18 protein-coding genes are annotated in these 25,839 nt (G+C 44.0%); 6 read left to right on the top strand and 12 right to left on the bottom strand.

Annotation, left to right across the window (positions count from 1 at the left end; genetic code table 11):
* Nucleotides 1–104 precede the first annotated feature (104 nt).
* The 6 genes from GTQ48_RS04775 to GTQ48_RS04800 are packed head-to-tail and all read right to left on the bottom strand — an operon-like array spanning nt 105 to nt 7,361.
* Nucleotides 105–1,910 carry a BatD family protein gene (locus GTQ48_RS04775; protein ID WP_163105385.1) on the bottom strand — a complete coding sequence of 602 codons (1,806 nt, stop codon included), beginning with the start codon at nt 1,908–1,910 and terminating at the stop codon, nt 105–107.
* Nucleotides 1,911–3,887, bottom strand: coding sequence for a vWA domain-containing protein (locus tag GTQ48_RS04780; RefSeq protein WP_338023282.1), 1,977 nt, complete (start codon nt 3,885–3,887; stop codon nt 1,911–1,913).
* Nucleotides 3,884–4,918 carry a vWA domain-containing protein gene (locus tag GTQ48_RS04785; protein WP_163105386.1) on the bottom strand — a complete coding sequence of 345 codons (1,035 nt, stop codon included), beginning with the start codon at nt 4,916–4,918 and terminating at the stop codon, nt 3,884–3,886. The genes GTQ48_RS04780 and GTQ48_RS04785 overlap by 4 nt, the downstream gene beginning before the upstream one ends.
* A complete protein-coding gene (locus tag GTQ48_RS04790) occupies nt 4,918–5,439 on the bottom strand; it encodes a DUF4381 domain-containing protein (RefSeq protein WP_163105387.1) in 522 nt (173 codons plus the stop codon). Before GTQ48_RS04790 ends, GTQ48_RS04785 begins: the two co-directional genes overlap by 1 nt.
* Nucleotides 5,439–6,401 carry a DUF58 domain-containing protein gene (locus tag GTQ48_RS04795; protein WP_163105388.1) on the bottom strand — a complete coding sequence of 321 codons (963 nt, stop codon included), beginning with the start codon at nt 6,399–6,401 and terminating at the stop codon, nt 5,439–5,441. The genes GTQ48_RS04790 and GTQ48_RS04795 overlap by 1 nt, the downstream gene beginning before the upstream one ends.
* A gap of 3 nt (nt 6,402–6,404) precedes the next feature.
* Nucleotides 6,405–7,361, bottom strand: coding sequence for an AAA family ATPase (locus GTQ48_RS04800; RefSeq protein WP_163105389.1), 957 nt, complete (start codon nt 7,359–7,361; stop codon nt 6,405–6,407).
* Nucleotides 7,362–7,795: 434 nt separating this feature from the next.
* Here GTQ48_RS04800 and fadI point away from each other — a divergent pair, with 434 nt between their 5' ends.
* Together fadI and fadJ are read left to right on the top strand one after the other, a co-directional pair.
* Nucleotides 7,796–9,106 (top strand): acetyl-CoA C-acyltransferase FadI, encoded by a 1,311-nt coding sequence (gene fadI, locus GTQ48_RS04805; RefSeq protein ID WP_032094529.1) that lies wholly within the window; start codon nt 7,796–7,798, stop codon nt 9,104–9,106.
* A 1-nt stretch (nt 9,107) separates the two neighbouring features.
* Entirely contained in the window at nt 9,108–11,279 is a 2,172-nt protein-coding gene (gene fadJ / locus GTQ48_RS04810; RefSeq protein WP_420837588.1) for a fatty acid oxidation complex subunit alpha FadJ, read from the top strand.
* A 346-nt stretch (nt 11,280–11,625) separates the two neighbouring features.
* On the opposite strand, the gene GTQ48_RS04815 is transcribed toward fadJ, so the two are convergent.
* A complete protein-coding gene (locus tag GTQ48_RS04815; RefSeq protein ID WP_163105390.1) occupies nt 11,626–11,784 on the bottom strand; it encodes a class IIb bacteriocin, lactobin A/cerein 7B family in 159 nt (52 codons plus the stop codon).
* 559 nt (nt 11,785–12,343) lie between these two features.
* On the opposite strand from GTQ48_RS04815, the gene GTQ48_RS04820 reads away from it, so the two are divergent.
* On the top strand, nt 12,344–12,541 hold the full coding sequence (locus tag GTQ48_RS04820; RefSeq protein ID WP_163105391.1) for a hypothetical protein: 198 nt from the start codon (nt 12,344–12,346) through the stop codon (nt 12,539–12,541).
* A 170-nt stretch (nt 12,542–12,711) separates the two neighbouring features.
* Here the strand turns inward: GTQ48_RS04820 and GTQ48_RS17510 are convergent, their stop codons facing one another.
* The 3 genes from GTQ48_RS17510 to GTQ48_RS04830 form a co-directional block, all read right to left on the bottom strand.
* The gene (locus GTQ48_RS17510; protein ID WP_203565089.1) at nt 12,712–12,879 is read right to left on the bottom strand and encodes a hypothetical protein; all 168 of its coding nucleotides are present in this window, start codon (nt 12,877–12,879) and stop codon (nt 12,712–12,714) included.
* A 295-nt stretch (nt 12,880–13,174) separates the two neighbouring features.
* Nucleotides 13,175–17,722 (bottom strand): EAL domain-containing protein, encoded by a 4,548-nt coding sequence (locus tag GTQ48_RS04825; RefSeq protein WP_163105392.1) that lies wholly within the window; start codon nt 17,720–17,722, stop codon nt 13,175–13,177.
* 212 nt (nt 17,723–17,934) lie between these two features.
* Nucleotides 17,935–20,682 (bottom strand): insulinase family protein, encoded by a 2,748-nt coding sequence (locus tag GTQ48_RS04830; RefSeq protein ID WP_163105393.1) that lies wholly within the window; start codon nt 20,680–20,682, stop codon nt 17,935–17,937.
* 155 nt (nt 20,683–20,837) lie between these two features.
* On the opposite strand from GTQ48_RS04830, the gene sixA reads away from it, so the two are divergent.
* Both sixA and GTQ48_RS04840 read left to right on the top strand, forming a co-directional pair.
* Nucleotides 20,838–21,365 (top strand): phosphohistidine phosphatase SixA, encoded by a 528-nt coding sequence (sixA, locus tag GTQ48_RS04835; protein WP_163105394.1) that lies wholly within the window; start codon nt 20,838–20,840, stop codon nt 21,363–21,365.
* Between the two features lie 136 nt (nt 21,366–21,501).
* The gene (locus tag GTQ48_RS04840) at nt 21,502–21,714 is read left to right on the top strand and encodes a hypothetical protein (RefSeq protein WP_163105395.1); all 213 of its coding nucleotides are present in this window, start codon (nt 21,502–21,504) and stop codon (nt 21,712–21,714) included.
* A gap of 185 nt (nt 21,715–21,899) precedes the next feature.
* Here the strand turns inward: GTQ48_RS04840 and GTQ48_RS04845 are convergent, their stop codons facing one another.
* Together GTQ48_RS04845 and GTQ48_RS04850 are read right to left on the bottom strand one after the other, a co-directional pair.
* Nucleotides 21,900–23,192 carry an HlyC/CorC family transporter gene (locus GTQ48_RS04845; RefSeq protein WP_032094536.1) on the bottom strand — a complete coding sequence of 431 codons (1,293 nt, stop codon included), beginning with the start codon at nt 23,190–23,192 and terminating at the stop codon, nt 21,900–21,902.
* Between the two features lie 139 nt (nt 23,193–23,331).
* The gene (locus tag GTQ48_RS04850; RefSeq protein ID WP_163105396.1) at nt 23,332–24,123 is read right to left on the bottom strand and encodes a cytochrome C assembly family protein; all 792 of its coding nucleotides are present in this window, start codon (nt 24,121–24,123) and stop codon (nt 23,332–23,334) included.
* Between the two features lie 300 nt (nt 24,124–24,423).
* On the opposite strand from GTQ48_RS04850, the gene ffh reads away from it, so the two are divergent.
* The gene (gene ffh, locus GTQ48_RS04855; protein WP_163105397.1) at nt 24,424–25,839 is read left to right on the top strand and encodes a signal recognition particle protein; all 1,416 of its coding nucleotides are present in this window, start codon (nt 24,424–24,426) and stop codon (nt 25,837–25,839) included.

Consider the following 25,839-nt stretch of genomic DNA (forward strand, 5'->3'; position numbering starts at 1 on the left):
TTATTGTTTTGTTATCTTCTGTCGTCTTTACTAATTGATGTTTTTCGCAAATTTACTGTATTCACTCACTGGCGCTATTAACTAGCGCTAGTGAGTGGCACGATTTACTCGCTTACACTGTTTACTGACGATGTAGGGTAAAGCTTAGAAAGTGTAGCCCCTTTACTTTTAGCGTGCATAAAATGCGCTTTTCTTGCCGCCTCAACTTCTGACATCAGTTCAGACAGAATTTGATTAATACTGTCTGTGCTTTTACCATCATTAGACTTTGAAAAACGCGCTTGTTGTAATTTATCCAGAGGCCTTCTAATCGCTACAGTGTCGCTCGAGTCTTCTGGCATTGGACGCCCACTCTCATTGCCATTTAAGGCGCGAAGCCATACTTGTAACGCACTATCAATTTGTGAAATATCTTTTGCTTTCAATATGCTAATAAGGGTTTTATACGCCTTCTTTTCAACGCTAGAATTGTGTTGATGTTTCAATACGCCTGACGTAGACAGGCGTCTTCTATTCTCACTCATTTGAGAGCCTTGACGACTTCTCTTAATAAACAGTACCAAAACAACAAGGGTAACTAACCAACCCAATGCCAGCACGCTAATGAGCAGCCAGAGTGTTGTTGTATCGCTTGATTCTGCAACCTTAGGCTCATTTGCCTTAATGTCAGAAGCGGCATTTGAAGGCGCTTGGGCCACAGAGGGCGTTTCATTTTCTGGCGATGCTTGGGGCGGGGCACTATTGGTTTGCCCAGAGGCCGCGAGCACATTAATTGAGCGGGGCGGAATAGTCGCATACTCTGTTTGCTCAGTAAGCGTATTGAACCAAGGAATAGTGACCTCCGGCAAAACCATTTTGCCTGGCTCCGTTGGAATAATAGCCAGCGAACTCTGTCGCTGAGCAATTAGGTTTTGATTTTTTTCAACTGTAGTCGTGTTTGATTGATCTGGGTATAGCTTGAACGTAGGCGGATAGAATTCCGGTATTTCAGGCAATTGCTCTTCAACGACACCGAGGGCTGTGAGAGTGACAATTCGCGTAACGGGCTCGCCAACAACAAAGTTATCACCTTGCGGCCATTCTTCATCAATTCTCACCATTTCAGAAGGTAGCCAGGGGTAATCAATATCACGAGGAATAGGGTTAATATTAACTACAATATCTGGCCCTACACGGTTAATTTGTTGCGTGCGATTAAAAAAGCCAAACCGTTGATTAGTATTTGCCGCCATCACCTCACCGGTAAATACAGGGCCTCGTAGGGTGAATTCTCCAGAAGCTTGCGGCACCACAGCAAATTGCCGCTCAATAATTTGATAACGTCTTCCATTTAAAATATCGGCGTACTGCTTGTCGTCGCCTAGTTGTCTTATTTCTGCATTTTCCATTTCAGGCGCTTGCAAACTGCCTCTTTCAATATTGCTAGAGAGATGGAGTTTTACGGTGTAGAGTAATTGCTGATTGAGGTACGCCTCGTTCTTGTCTATATCAGTGGTAACGAAATAGTCCCTTGCTACGTTTGTTTGCTCCTGTACTGGGATCACTGAAACTTCAATGGGTGTTGTGGTTTTATCTTCTATGCGCAAAGACGGAATGGTAAATGTCCCTTCCTTTCGAGGAAACAGGGTAGTAGTCCAGGTGGTGGTGCGCTTCGCATCAAAATTCACTATAGAGGTTTGACTGCTCACCGACGTTCGCCCCACTACAAAGTCCTTTAGCAATGATGAGCTGTCGAATGCATCCCGATCGGCGCTGCCATTTGCCGTAACTGTGAGTCTTATAGCTTCGTCTAACATCACCGGGTTGCGATCGATAGTGGCTTCAACTGACTCAATATCAGCCTGCACATGAAAACTGACGAAAAAAGTACAAATTAACGTTAATACTGTAGATTTAAATAAAGCTTTCATCTACCAATCTCTCCGGTTTGATGGCATTCGCTGCCTTTTGCGTTTCTCAGCCTCTAGCTGCATTTTTCTTTTTAGCAAAAATGCAGGGTCATCAGGTACTCTTCGCATTAGGTTTTCCATGCGTTGCATTTCTTCTTTTTCTGCATCCGTTAGCGGTTCTTGTTGAGCTTGAAAACCACTAGATGAATCTGGTGATTCTTCTTCAGGTTCACCAACGTTTTCATTTTGCTCACCGGTCTCTGTAGATTCTTTGCTATCGGTTTGCTCATCTGATTGCTGTTGCCTGTCTTGCTGCTCAGATTGCTCTAAACTTTGATTCTGTTCTGAGCTTTGATTTTGCTCTGAGCTTTGCTGTTCAGCACTGTTTTCATTGTCAGAACTGTTCTTGTTTTCAGAGTCCTTGGATTGTTCCCCTTGCTCCTGACCTTGCTCTGACTGATTTTCTTGGGGCTGGCTATCGTGAGACTGCTCCCCTTCTTGTTGATCGCTCTTTTGATTCTGCTGCTCTTGATTTTGTTTCTCTTGTTCCTGCTGCTGACTAATCAGCTCTTCAAGCAATGTCTTGTTAGCTTTGGCGTCCTCAAAGTCTGGCTGGCGCTCTAACACCTCGTTGTACTTTTCAATAGCCGCCTCAAGTTTACCGAGCTTGGCAAGGGCATTGCCTTGATTGTACAGACTGTCAATGCCAGGGACGTCTTGATAGGCAGCTAATGCCTCCTCAAATCGGCCAGCTTTATAGAGTGACGATGCTTTCCAGTTTTTGTTTTCAAACTGCTCTGCAGCATCTCTAAATTGCTCTTGCTGGTAGCTATTCAGGCCTTCTTGGTCTGCATTTAAAAATGGAGTTTGCCACCACGATAGGGGCGCATCAGATGCGGTGTTAGTTTGGGCTGGCTGCTCTGCAGATGTCTGTGCGTATGCTAATTGGCTATCAAAAGGGGCTAGCACGCTAACGACGACAAAAAAGAGTAAGCCTCGGCGAAATGCAAAAGCGGCAAAAGGCAAGATGAGTAATACCAAGTATGGACCTACCTCTTTCCACTGGTCGCCACTTGGATTGCTTTCTCCTTCGCTACTGTCGTTGGTATCTCGCTCTAACAATGAGGTAGCGCTTAGCGCTTCAATATCGTCATCATTTGAGGTAAAGGATTCAAGCTGGCCGCCGCTTGCTTTTATAACGCCACGAACCACGTCCTCTTTTAGCTTAGGAATAACGATACTGCCTGATGTATCTTTAAGAAGCTCGCCATTTAGCTGTCGAATTGGTGCGCCTTCAGCACTACCCAACGTCAGTGCGTTCACTGTAAATGGAATGCCGCTCACATATTCTTGAAGCTCTTGCTGCTGACCAAACTCAATACCATCTGTTATCCAGTAAATTGCCCCGTTGTTAAAGCCGGCATTGGTTAACAGCTCGACGGCCGCTTCTATGCCAAGAAGTGGATCGCTACCAGGTACGGGCATGATCTCTGGGGATAAACTGGGAAGTAGACTAGTAATGTTCGCGGCATCTTCGGTTAAAGGGCTTATAACGAAGGCGTCGCCTGCATAGGCCACCAACCCCATTTCGCCCTCAGAGATCGTGTTGACTAAATCGATGGCCTTGTATTTGGCGCGAGTGAGCCTGTCCGGTGTCATATCCGTTGCTCGCATTGACATCGACATGTCAATAACTACCACGTGCCCCATTTTAAGCTGATAAACCGGTTGGGGAAGGCGTTCCCATGTTGGACCTGCAAGCGCTACAACGGCAATACACCATGTGAATGGAAGTAACCAAAGTGGTGGGCGTTTTCCTTTTTCTACTTTGCCCACAACCATATGGTTATAGAGGTGGGCGGGAATAACCGATTGCCAGCCCGAATACTTCGTAGAGCGAGTTCTTAGCCACACATAAAGCACTAACAACGGGATTGCACTGTAAAACCACTCAGGTCGAATAAAGTGAAAGTTGTTTAAAAAGTCAGTGTTGATCACGCCTGCTTCTCCACGCTTTCTTTATCGGTGTTTTTTAAGCTCATACCACCAAACAGCGACTTTAAAAATGCAACTATTATCCATAACACTGAGCCTAATAAAGCGAAGGCTAACGGGTAGTAAAACAATGCCGTAAGCGGGCGCATTTTGCGAGTTTCACCTTCGATAGGCTCAAGAGTATCGAGCTGTTGATAAATGGAATTGAGTTCTTCAGCATTGCGAGCGCGAAAATACTGCCCGCCAGTAGAGCTAGCAATATCTGAAAGCATCGTCTCGTCTAGCTCTTGGGAAGGATTTATTTGTCGGCTGCCGAAAAAGCTTTGAATGAGCATTTTGTCAGCGCCTACACCAATCGTGTATATTTTTACGCCTTTATTAATTGCCAGTTCCTTTGCTTGTTCTGGTGTGATGTTACCTGCTGTGTTTTGACCATCAGTGAGAAGAATGAGCACGTTATTTGATTCATCTTTTGCATCAAACCGTTTTACCGCTAGGCCTATTGCATCGCCAATAGCAGTCTGTTCACCGACTAACCCGATAACGGCTTCACTGAGAAGTGTAGATACGGTTTCTCTATCGTACGTGAGGGGCGCCTGAACATACGCTGTATCAGCAAATAGAATTAGTCCTAACCTGTCACCCACCCGGCGTTGAATAAAATCGTACACCACAGACTTTGTCATTGTTAGCCGATTAACCTGCCGGCCATTTAACTGCATATCGTCTATTTTCATGCTGCCGGATAAATCAACCGCAAGCATCATTTCTCTGCCTTCATTTGGAATGCTGACGGGCTCACCTAGCCACTGGGGTTGAGCGGCAGCCGTGACTAACGCTAGCCATATAAGCGTTGCTGACGCCAGCGCGACCTTACTCTTTTTAACCGTTCGGTCTTCATTATGTTGCTCGGGACGCAGTCTAGGCACTCGAAGAGCAGCCAACGAAGGTTCTGACGCCTTAGGTACTAGAAACCTCACTATCAAGGGCAAAGGCAGCGCAAGAAATGCCCACCACCAATTGAAATCCAGCATTATGATGTTGCCTCTAAAAACGACGGAATACGATTTTGCCTTAGAAATGTTGCGTTTTTAATCCACATTTTTACAGCATCATGGGAGACAGCAAAATCAGTATGCTGTGCACTATTTCGATAAAGGTTCGCATGTAACGTAGTCAAGCCTTCATTAAGGGCTTGCGCGTTTTTAGGGCACGAAGCTAACAGAAAATCTCGCCACTGCTGAGTATGCAGGCTACTGATGCGTTCTTTAGGAAAGTAGGAAAGGGCGGTTCGCTTCAATAATGTATTTAACTGAACAGGCCAATCATCGGCATGCTCTGATATTGTCCCTAATGCCTTTAATGCTTCCTTGCGAGGTCTGTTGAATGCAATTCGACGTTTTATGAAAACAATGAGGGCAATCAATACAACCACACTCAATAGCATTAAAAGCCACCATCCCCAATCGAGTGGCCACCAATCAACGCCCGTAGGTGTTTTAATGTCTCGTAGTTGCAAAAGTGGATCTTGTTCTGGTGATGCTTGTAACGCCATTACACTTTCTCTCTTTGCATACTTTGAAGTTGCTCATCTAATGGATAGGCGCTAGAGACGTGAAAGCGTGCAATGCCCATTTGCTTAAGCGTTTGCGTAATGGCTGTGTTTTGTTCTTCGCGCCATTCACTGTAGCTGAGCGTTTCCTTGCTATCGCCAAGTACCCAACGCTGATTCACAACGCCATCAGACACGTTGACGCTTTGCAGCGCGTTGGTTTCTGGCAATTTGTGTTCGAAAGGATCGTCAACAACGATAGCTCTCACTTCGCAATGACGCGTGAGGTGCGTTAAATGCTGTTGTGCCGAGGTGCTCATGTTTTGAAAATCAGAAACTAAGTAAACCAAACTACCAGGCTTAGCCAAACGCCTTGCTCTAGCGCAAGCGTCAGAAAAAGCAACTTGGTCGCGAGCAGTATTCGGCTGCTCCTCATGAGTACCCTGGCTTAATGCTATTAGCTCATGGCAAACGTGAAGTACGGCTTTTTTTCTACTTAATGGTTTTACTTCTTTGTGACTATTTTGATTAAAAACTAAGGCGCCTACTTTGTCTCCTCGGGCGGCGGCAGACCAACTTATTAGCGAAGAAATATGCGCTGCTTGAACGGCCTTTGTCAGTAGTTTTGTACCAAACCCCATGGAAGGAAGGTAGTCGCAGAAAATAAAAACAGGACGTTCTCTTTCTTCTCTATAAATTTTAGTGTGAGTTTTTCCGGTTCTCGCAGTTACGCGCCAGTCGATGGCTCGAATATCATCACCAGGCTGGTAGTGGCGTGCCTCATCGAATTCCATGCCTCTACCTTTATGCTTGGTGAGGTAGCTCCCGCTTAAGCGAGCTTGTGGCACCTTTTTGGGAGTTAAGTTCATCAGTTTTGCCAGCTGCTGATAGCGCAGTAACTCTGCTGTCGTCAGATTTACCCCATCGCTTTTTAACTTCTCTAATTGCGAGTGAATGTTTGACATGGCTTAGGGTACAGCAACGGTAGCGACTATTTTATCCAGTACATCATTGACAGTAACGCCTTCGGCCTCTGCCTGATAAGACAAAATAATTCGGTGTCTCAGTACATTGTGAACAACGGCTTGAATATCATCAGGCCCAACAAAGTCACGGCCGCTAAGCCAGGCGTGGGCGCGAGCACAGCGGTCTAGTCCGATAGTAGCTCGTGGACTCGTTCCCATAGCAATCCACTGAGCAAGGCTGTCGTCGAAAAGCCCAGGTTTGCGCGTAGCCATGATAAGTTGCACGAGGTAATTTTCTAATTCAGGTGCCATGTAAAGGGATAGCGCCTCTTTACGAGACGTGAAGATATCGTCTTGACTCAGTGTTGGCGGTGTCACCGGCGGTTGCGATAGCGCCTCTCCTCGAGTAAGTCGTAAAATCTCTAATTCAGTATCTGCATCGGGATAGTCAATATCAACATGCATTAAAAACCTGTCGAGTTGTGCTTCAGGGAGTGGGTAGGTTCCTTCCTGTTCTAGCGGATTCTGCGTTGCCATCACTAAAAATAGAGGAGGCAAAGGGTAAGTTTTACTACCTACCGTTATCTGGCGCTCTGCCATGGCTTCTAATAACGCAGACTGCACTTTAGCAGGCGCTCGGTTAATCTCATCGGCAAGTACTAAACTGTGGAAAAGGGGGCCTTTCTGAAAAACAAACTCTCCTGTTTCAGGGCGATAAATGTCTGTTCCCGTTAAATCAGCAGGCAACAAATCCGGTGTAAACTGAACTCGATGAAAGTCACCATCCACACCATTGGCCAGGGCATTAATAGCACGGGTTTTAGCAAGGCCTGGCGGTCCCTCCACAAGAAGGTGTCCATCGGCGAGTAGCGCTATTAAAATACTTTTTGTTAATGCATGTTGACCGATAATTTGTTGATCAAGGTAAGCATGTAATTGTTTAAATTGCTCTGCTGCCATATTGCCATTTTTCCAATTAAATTCTAGTTATCAGGAAGTGCCCGTGACGCTTGTGAGGAAATGTCGACCACTTTGCACAAAAAAAGCGTAGTTTCTGAGGTCATCACCTAGACTTACCTAAACAATGACACAAAACAGACTGTGTTTCTCATATAAGGTTCATTTTGCATTACTTCAAGTCACTTATGTGGATGAAAATGAGAAATGCCATATTAAATTGCGAAGAAATTCTGGTGAGGCTGATAAGAAACACGATCTACACGCCTAATCTAGTTAAAAGGTAGTCTGCCCATATTCTTTGCTTGATAACCGTTATTCTCTTCGCATTATTTGCTATTTTGTTCATAGTTTGTAAAAATCGATGTTATTACAGGTCAGACCACTTGGTTCAGGTGTCGATAGCACTTGCTGAGGGTCACTAATTTAGGTGCATTATGTCCACAAAACAATCAGTTACAACCCGAGAGGGTGATCGTATCGCTATTGTCGCGGGGTTACGTACTCCTTTCGCAAAGATGGCGACATATTTTCACGGCGTTCCCGCTGTAGACCTAGGCAAGATGGTCGTGAACGAACTTCTTGTTCGCCACGGAATTCAAAAAGAGTGGGTGGATCAGGTTGTCTATGGGCAAGTAGTGCAAATGCCTGAAGCGCCAAACATTGCTCGTGAAATTGTATTGGGCACTGGCATGAATGTGCATACCGATGCGTACAGCGTCTCACGAGCGTGTGCCACAAGCTTTCAGTCTACGGTTAATATTGCCGAGAGCATGATGGCGGGACACGTTCAGGTTGGTATTGCAGGTGGCGCCGACTCTACGTCTGTATCTCCTATTGGTGTGTCTAAGAATTTAGCCAGAGCGTTGGTTGATTTGCAAAAAACGAAAACTCTTGGTCAGAAGCTGAATATTTTCAAGCGCCTTGGTCTTAAAGATTTAGCCCCTGTACCGCCTGCAGTTGCAGAGTATTCATCGGGACTGTCAATGGGACAAACCGCAGAGCAAATGGCGAAGTCTCATGGTATTAGCCGTGAAGAGCAAGATAAATTGGCTCACCGCTCGCACAGCTTTGCAGCGCAAAGTTGGGAGGAAGGCAAGTTATCAAGTGAAGTAATGACTGCTTATGCCGAACCTTATAAAGGTGCTCTTGAGCGCGACAATAACGTGCGTTTCGACTCAAAGTTAGAAAGTTACGCCAAACTACGCCCTGTTTTTGATAAGAAATACGGCTCTGTGACTGCGGCTAACGCCACGCCCCTTACCGACGGTGCATCTGCCGTTATCATGATGACAGAAAGTCGTGCTAAAGAGCTAGGATATACTCCACTTGGCTACATCAAGAGCTATGCATTTTCTGCTATTGATGTGTGGGAAGACATGTTAATGGGACCTTCTTATGCTACACCCATTGCGTTAGATAGAGCCGGCATGACGCTAAACGACCTTACCTTAATAGAGATGCACGAAGCATTTGCTGCGCAAACACTTGCCAATGTAAAAATGTTTGCAAGCGATAAATTTGCCAAAGAAAAGCTAGGGCGAAGCAAAGCCACGGGCGAAATTGATATGGACAAGTTTAATGTAATGGGCAGCTCGATTGCTTACGGCCATCCATTTGCTGCTACGGGAACTCGTATGATTACGCAGATGCTTAATGAGCTAAATCGTCGTGGAGGCGGAAGTGGCCTTCTTACAGCATGCGCAGCCGGTGGTTTAGGCGCAGCTATGATTGTGGAGACAGAATAATATGAGTCAGGAAAATATGAGCCAAAACACAGAAGCTAACGAGGCAGCCACGCCCACTACAGGTGCGTTTACGTTGACCAAGCAGGACAACGGCGTTGCTATTCTAAGCATGGATGTGCCTGGTGAGAGCATGAACACGCTAAAAGCCGAGTTCGGCGATGAAATTAGCGCAATGCTAGATGATATTGAGCAGGACAATAGCATCAAAGGCGTAGTCGTCATTAGCGGTAAGCGTAATTCGTTTGTTGCTGGCGCCGATATCTCTATGCTTGCAGCATGCAAAACAGCCGAAGATGCAACAACAATTGCTGCTGGTGGCCAAGCTGTGTTCGACCGAATTGAAAATATGAAGGCAACATTTGTCGCTGCCATCCACGGGCCTGCCTTAGGCGGCGGTTTGGAATTGGCGCTTGCTTGTCACTATCGCGTATGTACAGACGCACCAAGCACGCAGGTTGGTTTGCCTGAAGTACAGCTTGGGTTGCTACCTGGGAGTGGCGGAACGCAGCGTCTTCCTCGATTAATCGGTATTCAGCAAGCGATGAAAATGATGCTTACTGGTTCGCCAGCTAGAGCGAAACAAGCTAAGAAGTACGGCATTGTTGATGAGGTAGTGCCTGAAAGTGTGCTACTCAAGGTGGCTGAGCAATTTGCGCTTAAGCGCAAGCCAGAGCGTGAAGCGCCGCAAAAAGGGCTAATGAACAAAGTATTGGAGACTACCGGTCCTGGTCGCAATATGATGTTCAAAAAAGCACGTGAAGCCACATTTGCTAAAACTAAGGGCAATTACCCTTCACCTGGCTACATTATTGATGTTATTGAAACTGGCATTAATGATGGAATGAAAGCGGGTTTAAAGGCAGAAGCTGAAGCATTTGGTAAATTGGTGATGACGCCAGAGTCATTCCAACTTCGTCAAATATTCTTTGCTACTACCGAAATGAAAAAGGAAAACGGTGTAGAAGGCGTCAGCCCTACAAAGATGAAGAAAGTAGGCGTTTTAGGCGGAGGCTTGATGGGCGGCGGTATAGCTTTTGTTACATCAACAAAAGCCGGTGTGCCTGTGCGTATTAAAGACGTGCGCGCAGAAGGTATTGCTAATGCAATGAAGTACAGCTATGACATCTTAAATAAAAAGGTGAAGAAGCGTTTTATTCGCAATAGTGAAATGCAGAAGCAATTAGCCTTGCTAACGGGAACACTGGACTATAGCGGTTATAAAGATATTGATATCGTTGTAGAAGCCGTTTTTGAAGATCTTGATTTAAAGCAAAAGATGGTGGCTGACATTGAAGAAAATTGTAAAGAAACAACAATTTTCGCATCAAATACGTCATCTATTCCTATCACGCAAATTGCTGAGAAAGCTGCCCGTCCAGAAAATGTCATTGGTCTGCACTATTTCTCCCCGGTAGATAAAATGCCGTTGGCGGAAGTGATTGCTCATGATAAAACCTCAGATGATGTCATTTCATCTACGGTTGAGTTTGCGAAGAAGCAGGGTAAGACGCCGGTTGTCGTTAAAGACGGCGCAGGCTTTTATGTGAATCGTATTTTAGCGCCTTACATGAATGAAGCGGCTAACTTAATCTTAGATGGCGAGCCAATTGAGCATATTGACAAGTCTTTAGTGAAATTTGGGTTCCCAGTTGGCCCAGTCAAGCTACTTGATGAGGTTGGTATAGACGTAGGCACCAAGATTATTCCATTTTTAGTGGAAGCGTTTGGTGAGCGTTTCACCGCGCCTTCTGCATTTGACAAAGTGTTGTCTGATGGACGTAAAGGTAAGAAAAACAAGAAAGGATTTTACGATTACGAAGGTAAGAAGCCTGGTAAAGAAGTCGATGAAAGCATTTATGAATTATTAGGGCTATCACCGTCAAGTAAGCTTAGCGAGAAAGAAGTGGCAGAGCGCTGCGTTCTGATGATGCTGAACGAGGCTGCTCGCTGTTTAGATGAAGGTGTTATTCGCAATGCCCGTGACGGTGATATTGGTGCTATATTCGGTATTGGATTCCCGCCGTTTTTGGGTGGTCCGTTCCGATACATGGACACGCTTGGCATAAAGCATGTTGTAGCTAGGCTAAATCATTACTCTACCGCTGTTGGTGATAAGTTCGCGCCAGCTGATGTACTGGTGAAGATGGCGGAAAGCGATAAGTCGTTTTACTAACATCTAGTGAAGTATGATATAAAAACGGGGCATTTAATAAATGCCCCGTTTTTTTTGTCTTTTTTTAAGTAAGAGCTTTTTTAAATAAGGGCTTCTAGTCAGAGACCTAAGTTGAACCCACAGCAAGTTGCTAAAGCACCACCGGCTTTGCAAAAATGCCCTTAGCTACTTCAAGTAAGTTTGAACCTTAAAATAAAGCAGGGTTAATAATGCTGCGGCAAAAAAATACTTCGATGTGAATACATACTCACCCTTAGCCGCTGCGAAATACATTACCATCAGCCAGCAGTACACAATATTCACAACGATCAACCCTTGGCCAAATCGACAAAGCTTACTAACGTCTTTAATGAGTTGCATCGTATAAACCTGCCCCTAAACCCGCGCCGAAGTCAGCAGAAACCTGGAGGGCTCCTATGTAACCGGCAGTGAACAGCATGGCCGTTAATATTGGTCCGATGCCACCAGAAATATTGTCTAATTCATGAATTGTTAGCTCTTGCATTTCCCGCCTCTTTATTTGTTTAATAAATAGGTTAAAACGACCTAGAGCCGTTTTTAAATTTTAAAGTTTAAAACTTATTTACTCACGATGATTTCAAGAAGAGTAGTGGATTCGATATAATTTATTAACTGACCGTTAGCCTAGAATTGATTTACCGCTATTTCAGTGCAAAGAGTTTGTTGTTAATAATCAACGCTAAAAGGTGTTTTTTCGTAACCATTAGGTTGCTGATATGTTAAATACTGGTCGTTCGTCGATTTTCGTTCATGTAACTGTAATTTGTGCTGGTTTATTGAGCATTTATGGTTAGAATCACCCCGTTTTCTTTAGTTACTATCGGTATATTATTCAAGGCGAGCCTTCATATTATAAAGATAATACTGATGTCAAAAAAATGACGCCTCACTTAACAGAGACCTTTATTACTGCAACCATTTTGGTGGCGATCATTTTTATGGCGATACAATGTTCAAAGTGAATGATGTTACCGTTTGAATAAACAGGCAATGATTACTTGATATGGTTTAATCAAAACCCTTCGAAATTGTGGAGATGTAGAGTGTTGTCACTTGTTCTAGTATGCATGATATTTAGCGCCTATTTTTATGTAGAGGCGTTTAAGTGGGGTATGAATGCCAGACGCTGGGCTGCGGCAGGTTTACTCCTAGGCCCTGCAGTGCTTCCCATGTTCTCTATTTCGCGTCATATTCATTGGCGCAACGCTGTAGGCTACAACAACCTCTTTGTTGCCGCATAAGCGCTTACAGGACGCTTTGACCTAACGCTGCAAAAGGTGCCAGTGGAATGTGTGGTGATGGGGAGATTCGAGGGCGAATAGAGGGCGAATAGAGGTCGAGTGATTCGGTAAAAGCTAAGCATAAAAAAAGAGAGCCGAGGCTCTCTTTTTAGAATCTGTGTCAGTGCGCATTACCAGCCTAAACCACGGCCATTGTTACCAGTGCGAGGCTTTGGAACATAACTTTCTGTCGCTACTTCTTTTTTAGTCTCAGGAGCCTGTTTGGCGCCGTCTTGCTTGTCAGCTGCAACTGGGGTAGCGGTAGATAGTACTAGTGCAACAGCGTACTCTTTTAACATGTCTTTTCCTCTGATTTTTTAATTTTTTAAAACGAACAAACAAAGTCGATTTGAATTTTTATTGTCAGCTCTTACCGACGTTTATACCATTGCTAAACTTGTGCCACATTTTAAAAATGTATAAAAAACAGGTGCTTGCATTTTTTTGTTGGTTTTTTGACGGTATTTTCAATACCAAAGTCTATTAGCCTTTTGCCTAATTGGCGGGAAATTGCCGGAATGGGGTGTGAGGAGGAGGCAGAGCCTAGCCTGCCATAAAACGCATTTTCAAAGGTTGGGATTGGTAGGTTGTTAACTACTGTAGGTCAGCGTTGCCAAGAATGGTATTTAGCTGGTGGTTTTCGGTAAGTAGTTTTTCAAAGCGCTCTGCATTAAGGGGTTTACTGTAGAGAAAACCTTGCAGCATTTCGCAATCGTAACGGCGCAGAATATTAAGCTGTGCCTCTTCTTCTACGCCTTCAGCAACCACTTTAAGTCCGAGGTTGTGGGCAATATTAATAATGGCTGCTGCCATATGGCGGTCCACACTACTTTTTGCGATATCGTCGATAAACGCTTTATCGATTTTAAGAGTGTTCAGTGGAAAGCGCTTGAGGTACGCAAGTGACGAGTAGCCAGTACCAAAATCGTCAAGAGCCAAATGAATCCCTCGCTCTCGCAGGCGGGTCATCATTTGAAGGCCATTTTCCGGGCTCTCCATTAACGTACCTTCGGTTATCTCGCATTCTAAATGAAGCGGAGATAGCCCTACGTCACTTAATATCCGGTTGATGCGCTCGTCCAAGTCAGGTAATTCAAATTGCTTGGCAGATATGTTGACAGCGACGCGACCGCTAAATAAACCCTGACTGACCCAGCGCTTTGTATCGGCGCAGGCTTTTCTTAAAACTTGCTCGCCTATCTCAATAATTTGACCAGTTTGCTCTGCAAGGGGAATGAATTGGCCAGGGCTTACAATCCCTTTTTGAGGGTGCTCAAACCGCACTAAAGCTTCCATACTTACAAGCCTGCCCGACGTTATATCTACCTTAGGCTGGTAGTACACGGTGAAGAGGTCGTCTTTGATCCCTTGTCTAATTAGATTTTCGATTTGAAGTTGTCGTACGGCGTTTTGATTCATTTCACCGCTAAAGAACTGATAGCTGTTGCCACCGTTGTTTTTTGCAAAATACATTGCTGTATCAGCATTTTTCAGCATTTCTTGGGGGGACATACCGTCATCAGGAAAGAAAGCGATCCCTATACTTGCGCCAAGTACAAATTCTTGTTTATTGATAATAAACGGCCGTGATAGCGTATCTAGTACGTTTTGAGCGTAATGCGTTACAGTGTGAATATCAGCATCACTCTCCATTAGAATACTAAATTCATCGCCGCCAAGGCGGTAACAGGTGGCGGTTTTTCCTGTAATTCTCTGCAATCGTTTAGCTATTTGTTTAATTAAAATGTCACCAGTTTGATGTCCTAGAGAATCATTTATTTTCTTAAAATTATCCATATCCAGACAAAGAAGCGTATGCTGCTCGCCTTTACGCACTAAGTTTTGGTGACTGGCTTGAAAGAACGACCTGTTAGGCAATTCAGTCAGCGGGTCGGTGTTAGCAAGTTTAAGCAGTTCTTTCTCGGTGTTTTTACGAGAAGTAATATCACTAAAAACACCCACGAAATGGCTAATTTTACCGTCTTCATCGTGTACGGCATCTATATTAAGCTCAATCTCAAAACGTTCGCCGTTAACGCGCACGCTCTCTACCTCGCCACTCCAGTTGCCTTTGCTTTTTAAGGTTTTCTTAATTTCTTCTGTAAAGGCATCAGGGTATAGATGAAAATGCATATAGCTGGCTAGCGCTTGATCTCTAGTTTCACCGGTATAGCCACAGTAGGCATTGTTAACGCTAATAAATTTAAATTTAGTGTTTGAAATAAACACCCCTTCAGAGATGTTTTCAATGGAGCGCTTAAATAAATTTAATTGCTCTTCAGCTTCCTTAAGGTGATGAATATTCTTTAGCGTACCCGTCATGCGAATTGGCTGTTGATTGTGATCTCTTTCTACAACCTTCCCTCTATCGAGTATCCAAATCCACTGATTTTTAAACGTTTTCGCTCTGTAGGCAAGTTCGTAGAAGTCGCTTTTCCCTTCTAAGTGCTCTCTCAGTGAGTCTTTAACGCGTTTAAGATCGTTAGGATGTATGTTGGCATCAAAGGCGCCTGTGGTTCGTATATCGTCTTGGGGGAAGTCTAGGGTGCCCCAGGTATTTGCCCGATACACTTGACCTCGGTAAACATCCCAGTCCCACAACTCATCCCCTGAACTCCACAGCGTTAACTTTAATCGTTCTTCAGACTCTTTTATCGCTAGCTGATTGGCTTTTCGAATTTGAAATTGTCTTACCAGAAAAGCAAAAATTACCACAATGACTAAGGCGTAAAATACAAGGGCTACTGCGTGAAGCCATGGCGGGCGTTCAATTTTAATATCTAAACTGCGACTTTCAGACCACTGCTTTCCTGGTTCTTTCGCCTGAACTTCAAAAGTGTAGTTGCCAAAGCTAATATTATTGAACTGAGCAACTCGCCCATCATCAATATAAATCCAGTTTGAATCTAAATTATTCAGACGGTATCGATAAGACACCTGAGAAGGATAAACTGGATTTACTAATGCAAAAGAGAGGCTGAAGCGCGTTTCGTCGTGCGCTAATCGAACCTGTTCACTGTAATGTACGTCTTGGCTGTTAGCATAGGCTTGAGGATATTCAGTGCCTCGCTGCTCATTGGCTTTCACTGAGCCAAATACAGATAATTGGCCTAGTTGAGGCGTCAACGTGCTTTGGCCAGTTTTATTCACATTGTCTCGTTGCTTTGATATTTTGTTGTAACCTCTGATACCGCCGAAATAGATAGAGTTATCTCTGGCTACAAATACTGAAGACTCTCCTAAACTGTTGTATTCTAACTCAGAATTGGGAATGAGGGACTCTTGAGTTAGCGAAGGCAGAGCAATTTGGTGCACGCCAGCGGCATCGGCATACCAAATACTGCGTCCAACTCCAATAGAGGAAATAATATAACCATTTCTATCGTTTCTGGTTTGTCGTTTTACAATCTCGAAAGAACTTTTATCAACCATAAGAACGCCGTCAGAACGAGTGGTTAACCAAAATGCTTCAGAGCTCTCGTAAATAGAATAAACTTGAGAGTTTAGACCGTCGTCCTGAGAAATTTGCCCTATGACTTCCTTAGAAAACGGCGATACGATGGTGACTCCTTGTTCATTTCGGAGCCATAGACGTTTTAAACTATCTGTAAAAATAGGTATGAGGGTAGTAGGAAGCCCATCAATGGATAATTTAGTTGGTGATAGTTCTTTATTTGGATTCTTTAGAGCCCCCGTATCAATATAAAGTGTAGCTAACTTTTCATGCCAAACCCATATTGTGTCATCGTGATAATGAATGTGATCAATAATATCGCCTTTGAACAAATGCGCCTGCTTGGTAATAGTACCGTCGTCTTCTTTATACGCTGCTAATCCATCTGACGATGCAACCCAATAGTATCCTTGGGAATCAATCGCTAAGTCCCAGTAATTTGATTGAGCATTATCGCCATTGGAATGGGTTAAATAATTGACTTTACCAGACGCCTTATCAAACTTCGCGAGTCCCCGTTCCTGCGTTGCGAGAAGAAGCTCGTCTTTATTATTTTCTGCCAGAGCCCAAACTGTCGCGAAGTTATCTTCTGTTTGTTGTGAGGAGTTATACACTGGCTGGTAGTGGACACTTGCGTATTCGGGATGATATCTGAATGCCCCCTGACGAAAGGTACCTGCCCATACTACTCCAGTCCGGTCTACCATTACACGAATAATTACTGCTGCCGGAAAACCCGTCGATTCAAAGTTGTCCGAATTCAAATGAAGCGATTGAAATTCTGTAGATGGTGATACTTCTTGTTTAGCTGCACCGCTTAAAACAAAGAGTCCAGAGGTAGTGCCCATCCAAATGTCGCTCTCGTTTATCGTAATATTTAAAACATTGAGGTCGCCATCAAAACCTAAGTCAGCACCGTTTTTAATTAATACTGTTTTACCGCGGGCATTGACAATCTTTATGCCTTCTTTGGTTGCTAGCCAGTAATTACCGTTGATAATCTTTATGTCGTGTAACGCAGCCGAATCAAGGGTAATTCCCCAAGGATTTACTTTGTTTAAACTCGACAATTCTCCTGTATCCTTATCGAGAATTTTTGCACCCAATTCATTTGATCCAATCCAGGTTCGGTTGGGCTCATCCATTATCACTTTTACAAAGGTTTGTTCATCAAAAATTTGCTTTGCGGAAGTAATATTGTTCTGGATCTTATCAAATTGATACAGGAACTTTTCGTCAGCGAACAAAATTTTGCCAGACTTTGATTCGCTAATTGCGGTAATTGAATTGGATTTGATTATAGAGTTGTCTCTATTAAACACTTCGAAGTTATCGGTGTCAGGTTTGTATTTTGCTAAGCCATTATTCGTTCCTAGCCAAAGCATGCCGTCTGAGTCTAAAAATAATGTTTGGATAAAACCTGATGGAATTGAATTTGCGTCGATATCTGAAGGGTGGTACTGCTTAACTTCGTAGCCTGAGTAACGATTAAGGCCGTTAGAAGTCGCTATCCATATAAAGCCTATGTCGTCTTCAACGATATCAAGAACGGTAGTATCTGATAAGCCTTGGCGCTTATTCAGTTCAGTAAATTTAAGATCGGATACTTCTATCGCATCTACAGAAGAGCATAACCCTGAAAGCAGCAACAAGAAAACGGATACAGTTTTTAATAGGGTTGAACGCACCTAAACACCTTTGGCTTGCGCCGATTGTTTTTATTTTTTATGTTTTGTTTTTACAGCGTCCTAGTCGCATCCCTAACAACTAGAGGAATAAATATGCCGAATTAAGGCACTCTCCACAAGGACTTTTTATAAAAGCGAAAACAACGGCTTACTTATTAGCCAGCTTAAGAGGTTTGGATAGTTGTGTATCGGCAAGAATAAAGAATTGTTTATCAATGATATGGAATTTTCTGTTTAAATTCGGCAATGCTGTTTATTGTGCGTTTTTCACAGGTTGGCATTGGGTCAAATTTGCCGTCTGAGTAGAGTACTATTTCGCCACAACGCTCTCTTTTCGCGAGTTGGTCGGCAAAGCCTTGTATATGTTCAAACGAGAGTTTCTTTACACACTCTGCTAATTTTAGGTTTCTGTTGAATTCCAAGTCCTGTGTGCCAAGGCTTACCCATAGCCTTTGCGACTTCATCGACAAGGTCAGGTCCCGTTCTTCAAGCTGCTTTAAAAGGTTTTCTTGAATAGTGGGCCAATAAAATCGATAGAACTCTATTTCATGTAGCTGTTGATATAGAAAAGTGGTCATCGCTTCAAGCAGAGGTTTTGGGCCTTTTTCAGGGCTTTGAATATAAAAGGCAATGCCAGGGTGCTGATTGTGCGGTACGTAACCTGTACCCACGATGTAACCAAGCTGTTGTTCAGTGCGCAATGAGTTGAAAAATGGAGCTGCCAGCATTTGCTCCAACACCATACAGAGGGCAGTGTCAGATAAGCTTGCTGAAGGAGCTTGTAAGTATAAAACAACTGCACCGTCATCGTGTTTACAGGAAACTTGATGGTAAAGGGTGTCACCAACCGGAAGCTTTGAAACGGCTCGAGACAGTGGGCTACCCTGTGAATGCTTGCATAAGTGATAAGTCGATGTCGCAAACTGTTCTGCTTCGTTGCTAGTCCAGTTACCATGCATAAAGGCTTCAGCAAAAAAATGCTCAAATGCACTTTTTCTGGCCAAGAGCATATCGTCATAGCTAGTGTCAGACATTACGTCTAAAAGCTCAATTGGCGCTTGTGTATTGCGCTGAATAAGCACGCTCAACCTCGAAAACAGGCGGTTAGTAGGCTTGTTGAGCAATGAGTTATGAAGTGCTTGTTCCTGTAAATATTTGTGGTGCGAGAACGCCCGCTCATCAGGTATAAAATTAATCACTGCGTCCATCAATTGACTGGCGAGTAGGGGCTGTTGATTGGTAAAGCCTCGGGTGTGAAGCGTAAATCCCGCTTGATGACCGTAAATACGATAATGTAGCCCCGCAATTTCAGCACGGTAATACTTTGCTTGTAAGTGATCGTTAAGCGCTCCTAACCAAATTCGCTTGGCGGCAACTGCCGTAAGAGATTCAGAAAAGCTTGTGGCGTCAAAAGAGATATAAATATCTCCTTTGGGACTATGAAACTGCTGGTCTTGCGCAAACCAAAACTGATAGCCTTGTTTATCAATAAGTTTATTAGGAATGTGAAAGCCAGACTCTGGAAGCACGAGTTGGTACTCATTGCCTAGGTAAGGATTTGGGGGCGGAAGCTCGAGTTCGTCTATTAACGAAGGCGAATTTAATGACGCTATTACTTCTAGAGGTATGTCTTCAACGCTATACTTTGCTTCGTAGAATGCACACGTTTTATCTGCCGGTACGTCTTTAGAAATTACTTTTAAGCGAAGATTTGCCGGTTTAAGATGAGACAATGCATTGAGTATGACGCTATGGTCAAAGCTGCCTATTGTAGACCTCAGTTTGTTGAGCTCTTTAGGTGAAAAAACAAACTGATGCTGGGCGTATTCAGTAATCAGGTTCAATGGCTTTATATTTTCTTCATACTCTAATGCTAGCGCATCAAGTTGCGCTTTTTCTTGATATCGCCATTGCTCACTCGACGCCTGCTTAATCAATTCTATATAACTAAATAAGGCTTGTAGCACCTTATATTTATTGATTAGCCCTTCGTTAGTAAGCTGAAAGCTAACATTGAAGTCTTTAAACCCATCGCCCTCAATCCCTGCTCCAGCAATGAGGTTTAACGCCCAGTCACGCTCTTTTAAAAACGCTAAGAGGCTACCTTCACCTTCATCGCCAATTAAGTGGCTTATGTAGTTAAGCGGCTTACATTCATAATCGTTTTGCAACGGTGGAAGCGCAAAGGTCACAATCATTCGCTTTGCCGACTGCAAAGGTTGAATATTAATTTGAATGCCTAATTCACTCTCACGATAAAGGGGAGGCCATTGGTCGTCAGCGAGCTCACCTGCAGTAAAGCTACCAAAACATTGGTGTATCAATGCGTTAATTTGGTCTATCGGCATAGGGCTGGCTATGCATAGACACAAATTGTTGCCGCAATAGCGCTCATTGTGCATTGCCTTAAGACGTTGCTTAAGTTCGCCCGCGGTATGTTTTGAAAACGTATCGCTGTTGCCCACTGAAAACTTTGAAAATGGGTGCTGTGGGTTGCAGGTCTCTTTGTGAATTTGATAGAGACGTCTTAAATCATCCTTTTTCTTGAACTCAAACTCAGCGTGAATGTTTTTAACTTCATTGCTAATAGACAACTCTTCAAATAATGGTTGGCGCAGTATGTCGGCAAAACCGGGAAGCGTTTGGGCAAGAGAGCCTGCATGACAACTGTAATGGTAGTTGGCGTATTCAGTGCCTGTCCACGCATTGAGGGTGCCGCCTTGCTGCTCAATAAAGTCGTTAATGGCATTAGGTTTTGGAAAGTGTCGGCTGCCCATAAACAACATGTGTTCAAGTAGGTGCGCAAGTCCCTGGCAATCATGTGGGTCGTAAAAATGTCCAGAGCGCACCGCAATTGATACGTGTGCCTCTTCAGCATCGGGAGTATGGCATGCCATAACGCGCAGTCCATTTGGCAGCGTTATGTGATGAGCATTCTCAAACTTGATTGTGTTTTTCATGTCATCTCAGTGCGTTGTTTAACTCCCAACTTCTGGAGAAAGGATTTAAATATACATAGCAATACTAATAGATGATTAAAATAACCATTATTCAACGGTTAGCGCTAGTCGTATTATCATGTCTCTGATATCTTTAAGGTATCTTCACTAATACTATGCGCAATGTTATGTCAGGTCAAAGTAGCAACGATGACATTTATATCTTTATTATGCGTCATGGAGAGGCCGAATCACCTCGGTTAGATGATAAAAGTCGCCAACTCACGGAAGTAGGGCAACAACAGTCAAAGTCTGCAGCGCTTTGGTTAGCGCAGCACTACTGCATCGATGGTACTGTAGATTTAGCGTTAGTGAGCCCTTACAGGCGCACTAGGCAAACTTATGAAAAAGTGTCTTCGACTATCAGTAGCGACAAGCTAGAGATTAATGAAGATATCACCCCAGAAGGCTCACCAAAGCTGGTTAGCGACTATATCAGCGCTAGAATACACGCTTCGGTTAATGCTAAACGTCCCATCAAAAAGCTCTTGATTGTAAGTCACATGCCCCTTGTGAGTTATCTAGTGGATGAGGTTTGCAGCTCATACACTACTAGTCTCTTTGCCACAGCGTCTATCGCGGTGGTCAAATACTCACTGAGCAGCATGAAAGGCAGTCTGGTAACTCACTATCAAGGCTTTTAATTCGCACTAATTCCTCTTGCCCACATAGCCTTAGATCAAGGCGCTATATTTTCTTTGACGATTAGTTAAGTTAATTGCGTTACCGCCGATAACTTTCTTGAGAGTGTCAGTGTGTATATTATCGAAGGGTTGGGAAATGGATAGTAAGTCTATTCCTGAGCTCCTCAAGCGTTCGCTTCAGTCGCATATGGCTGAGGCTGATCTGCGTGAAGATGAGGAGACGCAGGATATTATTGCAAAGTTGTCTGTATTGTCAGACAAAGTTGCAGCAGCGAAAGCAAAAGCCCTTGAAAAAAGAGCCCAGCGATTAGTGCAAGAAAAAATCGCCGATGAAAAGCTTTCCGATTAGGGGCGCTTTATTGATAGGCTGCTTATTTGAAGATTAATGATTAAAGGAATTTTTGCCTAAACAATGATTTGTGTTCAAAGCGCATTGAATCAAATATTGGCCAGCACTTTCTCAGACCCGCGCTTCCCTGACCAGAGTGAGCCGACCAGAATGAGCAGAGATGTGAGTAACTAGGGCGTGATGCCCTAGATAGAGGTGTTGTTTTTCTCAGCGCTATAAAATTCCGGCATTACACGCACGGTTTTAATCATGTTTTCTGTAATGTCTACAATTTCCAATGGATAACCGGCAAGCCTGACGCTCACTTTGTTTTCCGGTATTTCTTCTAAGTATTCTAACAACAATCCGTTCAACGTTTTAGGGCCTTCAATAGGCAGGTTCCAATTCATCTCTTTGTTCAATTCGCGAACGTTGGCACTGCCATCTACCAACACCGACCCATCCTGCTGTACATGAGCTTCCTTGCTGTGATCGGGCACCATGCTGGTAGTGAAATCGCCAATAATTTCCTCAAGAATATCTTCGAGCGTGACTAAGCCCATAATATCGCCGTATTCATCAACGACTAAGGCAATGCGCTCCTTTTCCGCTTGAAACTTATACATTAGGGTGTGCAGTGGCGTTGACTCTGGGGTGAAATAAATTTCGCGCACAGCGCGCAGCAAGCTCGATTTAGTGAACTGATCTTTAGACAGCAATCGAAGGGCATCTCGCACGTGCACAAAGCCTACTGCATCATCCACACTATCGCGATATAGCAGTACGCGAGTATGCTGCGCATGCGTGAGTGCCTTTTGAATTTTTTTCCAATCATCATTGATATCAATCGCAAATATTTCAGCTCTTGGCACCATAATGTCTTCGGCGGTCACACTTTCAAGGTCGAGTATGCTCACCAACATATCTTGGTGTTTTTTCGGTATCATTGTACCTGCTTCAAACACCACGGTACGCAGTTCTTCTCTGCTTAGTGAGTCATCATTACCATTCGCAGGGCTTATTCGAAGTATGGCTAGAATGCCATTTGTGATGCCATTGATGGCTGCAACAAAAGGGTACAAAACGGTAAGTAATGGCAAAAGAATTAACGAACTAGGGAAAGCGATTTTTTCAGGGTAGAGCGCAGCGAGGGTCTTTGGTGTGACTTCTGCAAATATGAGCAGTATAAGGGTTAAACCAAACGTTGCTGCCAAAATACCCCAGTAGTCTCCAAACAAGCGAATGCATAAAACCGTGGCCAAAGAAGACGCCGCAATATTCACCAGGTTATTGCCGATAAGAATAAGTCCAATGAGTCGGTCTGGCCTGTCGAGTAGTTTTTGTACTCGCATCGCCGCTCGGTTGCCTTCGCTTTGAAGGTGCTTGAGTCGATAGCGATTTATCGACATCATCCCAGTTTCTGAGCTAGAAAAATATGCAGATAATAATATGAGTACGCCGAGCGCAATAAACAGCGTACTCGTTGATATGTCGTCCAAAAAGGTGGCTTCCTATCTAATGCTGGTCTTCAAATGTAATAAGTTGAAGGCTGGGTTTCAAGCTAAAAAAGGGCAATAAAGTATTATTGGCTTCAATCCGCTCGTAAAATTACCGCGCAATGGTATTCCCGATACTAGCTTACAGCAAGAACTCTCGCACGAGCTTGCTGCCAAAGTATGCAAGAGTGAGCAATATCACGCCAGTAATTGTCATTAAAATGACTTGTCTTCCACGCCATCCTCGTAACTTTTGTCCAATCACAAGTACTAAGAACACAACGAGGGCTGCGGCGGATAACACGGTTTTGTGAGCATAAGTCTTGCTAAACATATCCTCTAAAAAAACAAATCCGCTAAGCAGTGATACGGTAAGAAGTGATGTCCCGGCAAGCAATAACTTGAATAAAATATTCTCCACTAACATAAGGGGAGGGAGTGAAGAGTGTAATAAGGCAGCGCCCTTTTGCTTGAGTCGGTAGGTGATGTAAGACATTTGAAGCGCGTATAAAAACGCAATGACAAGGGTGCAATAGGCGAATAAGGATAAGCTTATATGCACGACTAAACCCGGCTGTAATTCAATATGCATGATGTAGGAAACGGGAACAAAAGTAGCAGACAGCACAGCAAGCGCTGCAAACCCAAATACTACGGGTAACAAAATGAGGTTGGGAATGGAGCGAGCAAAAAGCAGCATTGAAACGGTGATGATCCAAGATACCAAAGACAGCACGTTAGTTACGCTCATGTTCTGGCCGGGGGCAATAATGATCACGCTGATAAGAAAAGCGATGTGAGCGATTGCACCTAAGCTGGCCAAAGAAAGGGCAAGGTGTTTATTAGGGCCTTCGTGGTGTACAAATTTGCCAATTAAAACGGCTGCGGCCAAGGTATAGAGTAGCGCAGCGGAAATGGCGAAAAGCGTATTCATTATACTTCCTGTGATACGTGGGTGAATCGTCACCGAATAAGTCGCTATTGATACTGCAACTTTAGGCTAAATTCAACCACCTCCTTGATTTTGTTTGCTTCAATACCACTTATTGAGTAATAAAATAGCGGCGAGTGGCCAGGGCGTGTTGACCTTTGATGTCAATTTTTGCAAAGGTCAGACGCTCAAATAATACAGCAAAAACAAGGCGTAAATTTTAACGCATTTGCGGGTACGTTCGCTGTGCCTTTTACGATACAATACGGACATTGCGTCTGAAATCAAAAGAAGTTTCATACTATGTTTGAGAATTTATCTGAACGCCTAGGCCAGACATTACGGAATGTAAGTGGCAAGGGGCGTCTTACAGAAGACAATATTAAAGAGACATTGCGCGAAGTGCGCATGGCGCTATTAGAAGCAGATGTGGCTCTGCCGGTAGTGAAATCTTTTGTTGCTCAAGTAAAAGAAAGAGCCGTCGGTACCGAGGTAAGTAAAAGCCTCAAGCCCGGTCAGGTGTTTATTAAGATTGTACAATCTGAACTTGAAGCTGTTATGGGGGAAGCGAATGAAAAGCTGAACTTAGCCACCCAGCCTCCCGCCGTTATTTTAATGGCTGGTTTGCAAGGTGCTGGTAAAACCACTTCAGTGGGTAAATTAGCTAAATACCTCACCGAGCGTGAAAAGAAAAAAGTGATGGTAGTGAGTGCCGACGTTTATCGCCCTGCGGCGATAAAGCAGCTCGAAATGCTAGCGAACGAAGTGAATGTAGGTTTCCACCAGTCGAGCATTCTTCAAAAGCCAATTGATATCGTGGAAAGCGCAATTGATGAAGCCAAGAAAGGCTTTTACGATGTGCTTTTAGTGGATACTGCCGGTCGACTGCACGTCGACAATGACATGATGAGCGAAATACAAGAACTGCATAGCTCTGTAAAGCCCATCGAAACCCTGTTCGTTGTCGATGCGATGACCGGTCAGGATGCTGCTAACACGGCTAAAGCATTCAACGATGCCTTGCCGCTTACCGGCGTTATTTTAACCAAGGCTGACGGTGATGCGCGAGGCGGTGCTGCGCTGTCTGTTCGCCATATTACCGGCAAGCCAATCAAATTTATTGGTATGGGTGAAAAGGTTGATGCCTTAGAGCCGTTCCATCCTGAGCGTATAGCGTCTCGTATTTTAGGTATGGGTGACGTACTTAGCTTAATCGAGGAAGTAGAGCGCAAGGTTGATAAGAGTAAAGCAGAAAAGCTCGCGAAAAAAGTTCAGAAAGGGAAGGGCTTCGACCTAGCTGACTTTAAAGATCAGCTTGAGCAGATGAAGAACATGGGCGGAATGATGGGAATGCTTGATAAGCTTCCTGGCATGGGTGGCATGTCAGAGAAGATTAAAGATCAGGCTAATGATAAGCAGTTCAATCAAATGGAAGCCATCATTAACTCAATGACACCCGCGGAACGCGCTCGTCCTGACATTATCAAAGGCTCTAGAAAGCGCAGAATAGCGACTGGCTCTGGAACGCAAATCCAAGACGTAAATCGCCTGTTGAAGCAATTCACGCAAATGCAAAAGATGATGAAAAAAATGTCAGGCGGTGGTATGAAGAAGATGATGCGTCAAATGAAAGGCATGACACCACCAGGTGGTGGTTTTGGTGGTCCGGGAGGGCCAGGCGGTTTTGGCGGTGGTCCAGGCGGATTTCCACCAAGATAA

Origin of the sequence: Alteromonas genovensis, from assembly GCF_010500895.1 — a bacterium.
Classification (GTDB): Bacteria; Pseudomonadota; Gammaproteobacteria; order Enterobacterales; family Alteromonadaceae; genus Alteromonas; species Alteromonas genovensis.

Bases quoted from the DNA above. Each gene is read 5' to 3' on its own strand.
- sixA (WP_163105394.1), top strand. From the start codon at position 20,838: ATGCGCAATGTTATGTCAGGTCAAAGTAGCAACGATGACATTTATATC.
- GTQ48_RS04790 (WP_163105387.1), bottom strand. From the start codon at position 5,439: ATGGCGTTACAAGCATCACCAGAACAAGATCCACTTTTGCAACTACGA.
- fadI (WP_032094529.1), top strand. From the start codon at position 7,796: ATGTCCACAAAACAATCAGTTACAACCCGAGAGGGTGATCGTATCGCT.
- GTQ48_RS04840 (WP_163105395.1), top strand. From the start codon at position 21,502: ATGGATAGTAAGTCTATTCCTGAGCTCCTCAAGCGTTCGCTTCAGTCG.
- GTQ48_RS17510 (WP_203565089.1), bottom strand. From the start codon at position 12,879: ATGTTAAAAGAGTACGCTGTTGCACTAGTACTATCTACCGCTACCCCA.
- GTQ48_RS04775 (WP_163105385.1), bottom strand. From the start codon at position 1,910: ATGAAAGCTTTATTTAAATCTACAGTATTAACGTTAATTTGTACTTTT.
- GTQ48_RS04800 (WP_163105389.1), bottom strand. From the start codon at position 7,361: ATGGCAGCAGAGCAATTTAAACAATTACATGCTTACCTTGATCAACAA.
- GTQ48_RS04815 (WP_163105390.1), bottom strand. From the start codon at position 11,784: ATGCAAGAGCTAACAATTCATGAATTAGACAATATTTCTGGTGGCATC.
- fadJ (WP_420837588.1), top strand. From the start codon at position 9,108: ATGAGTCAGGAAAATATGAGCCAAAACACAGAAGCTAACGAGGCAGCC.
- GTQ48_RS04785 (WP_163105386.1), bottom strand. From the start codon at position 4,918: ATGCTGGATTTCAATTGGTGGTGGGCATTTCTTGCGCTGCCTTTGCCC.
- GTQ48_RS04830 (WP_163105393.1), bottom strand. From the start codon at position 20,682: ATGAAAAACACAATCAAGTTTGAGAATGCTCATCACATAACGCTGCCA.
- GTQ48_RS04795 (WP_163105388.1), bottom strand. From the start codon at position 6,401: ATGTCAAACATTCACTCGCAATTAGAGAAGTTAAAAAGCGATGGGGTA.
- GTQ48_RS04850 (WP_163105396.1), bottom strand. From the start codon at position 24,123: ATGAATACGCTTTTCGCCATTTCCGCTGCGCTACTCTATACCTTGGCC.
- ffh (WP_163105397.1), top strand. From the start codon at position 24,424: ATGTTTGAGAATTTATCTGAACGCCTAGGCCAGACATTACGGAATGTA.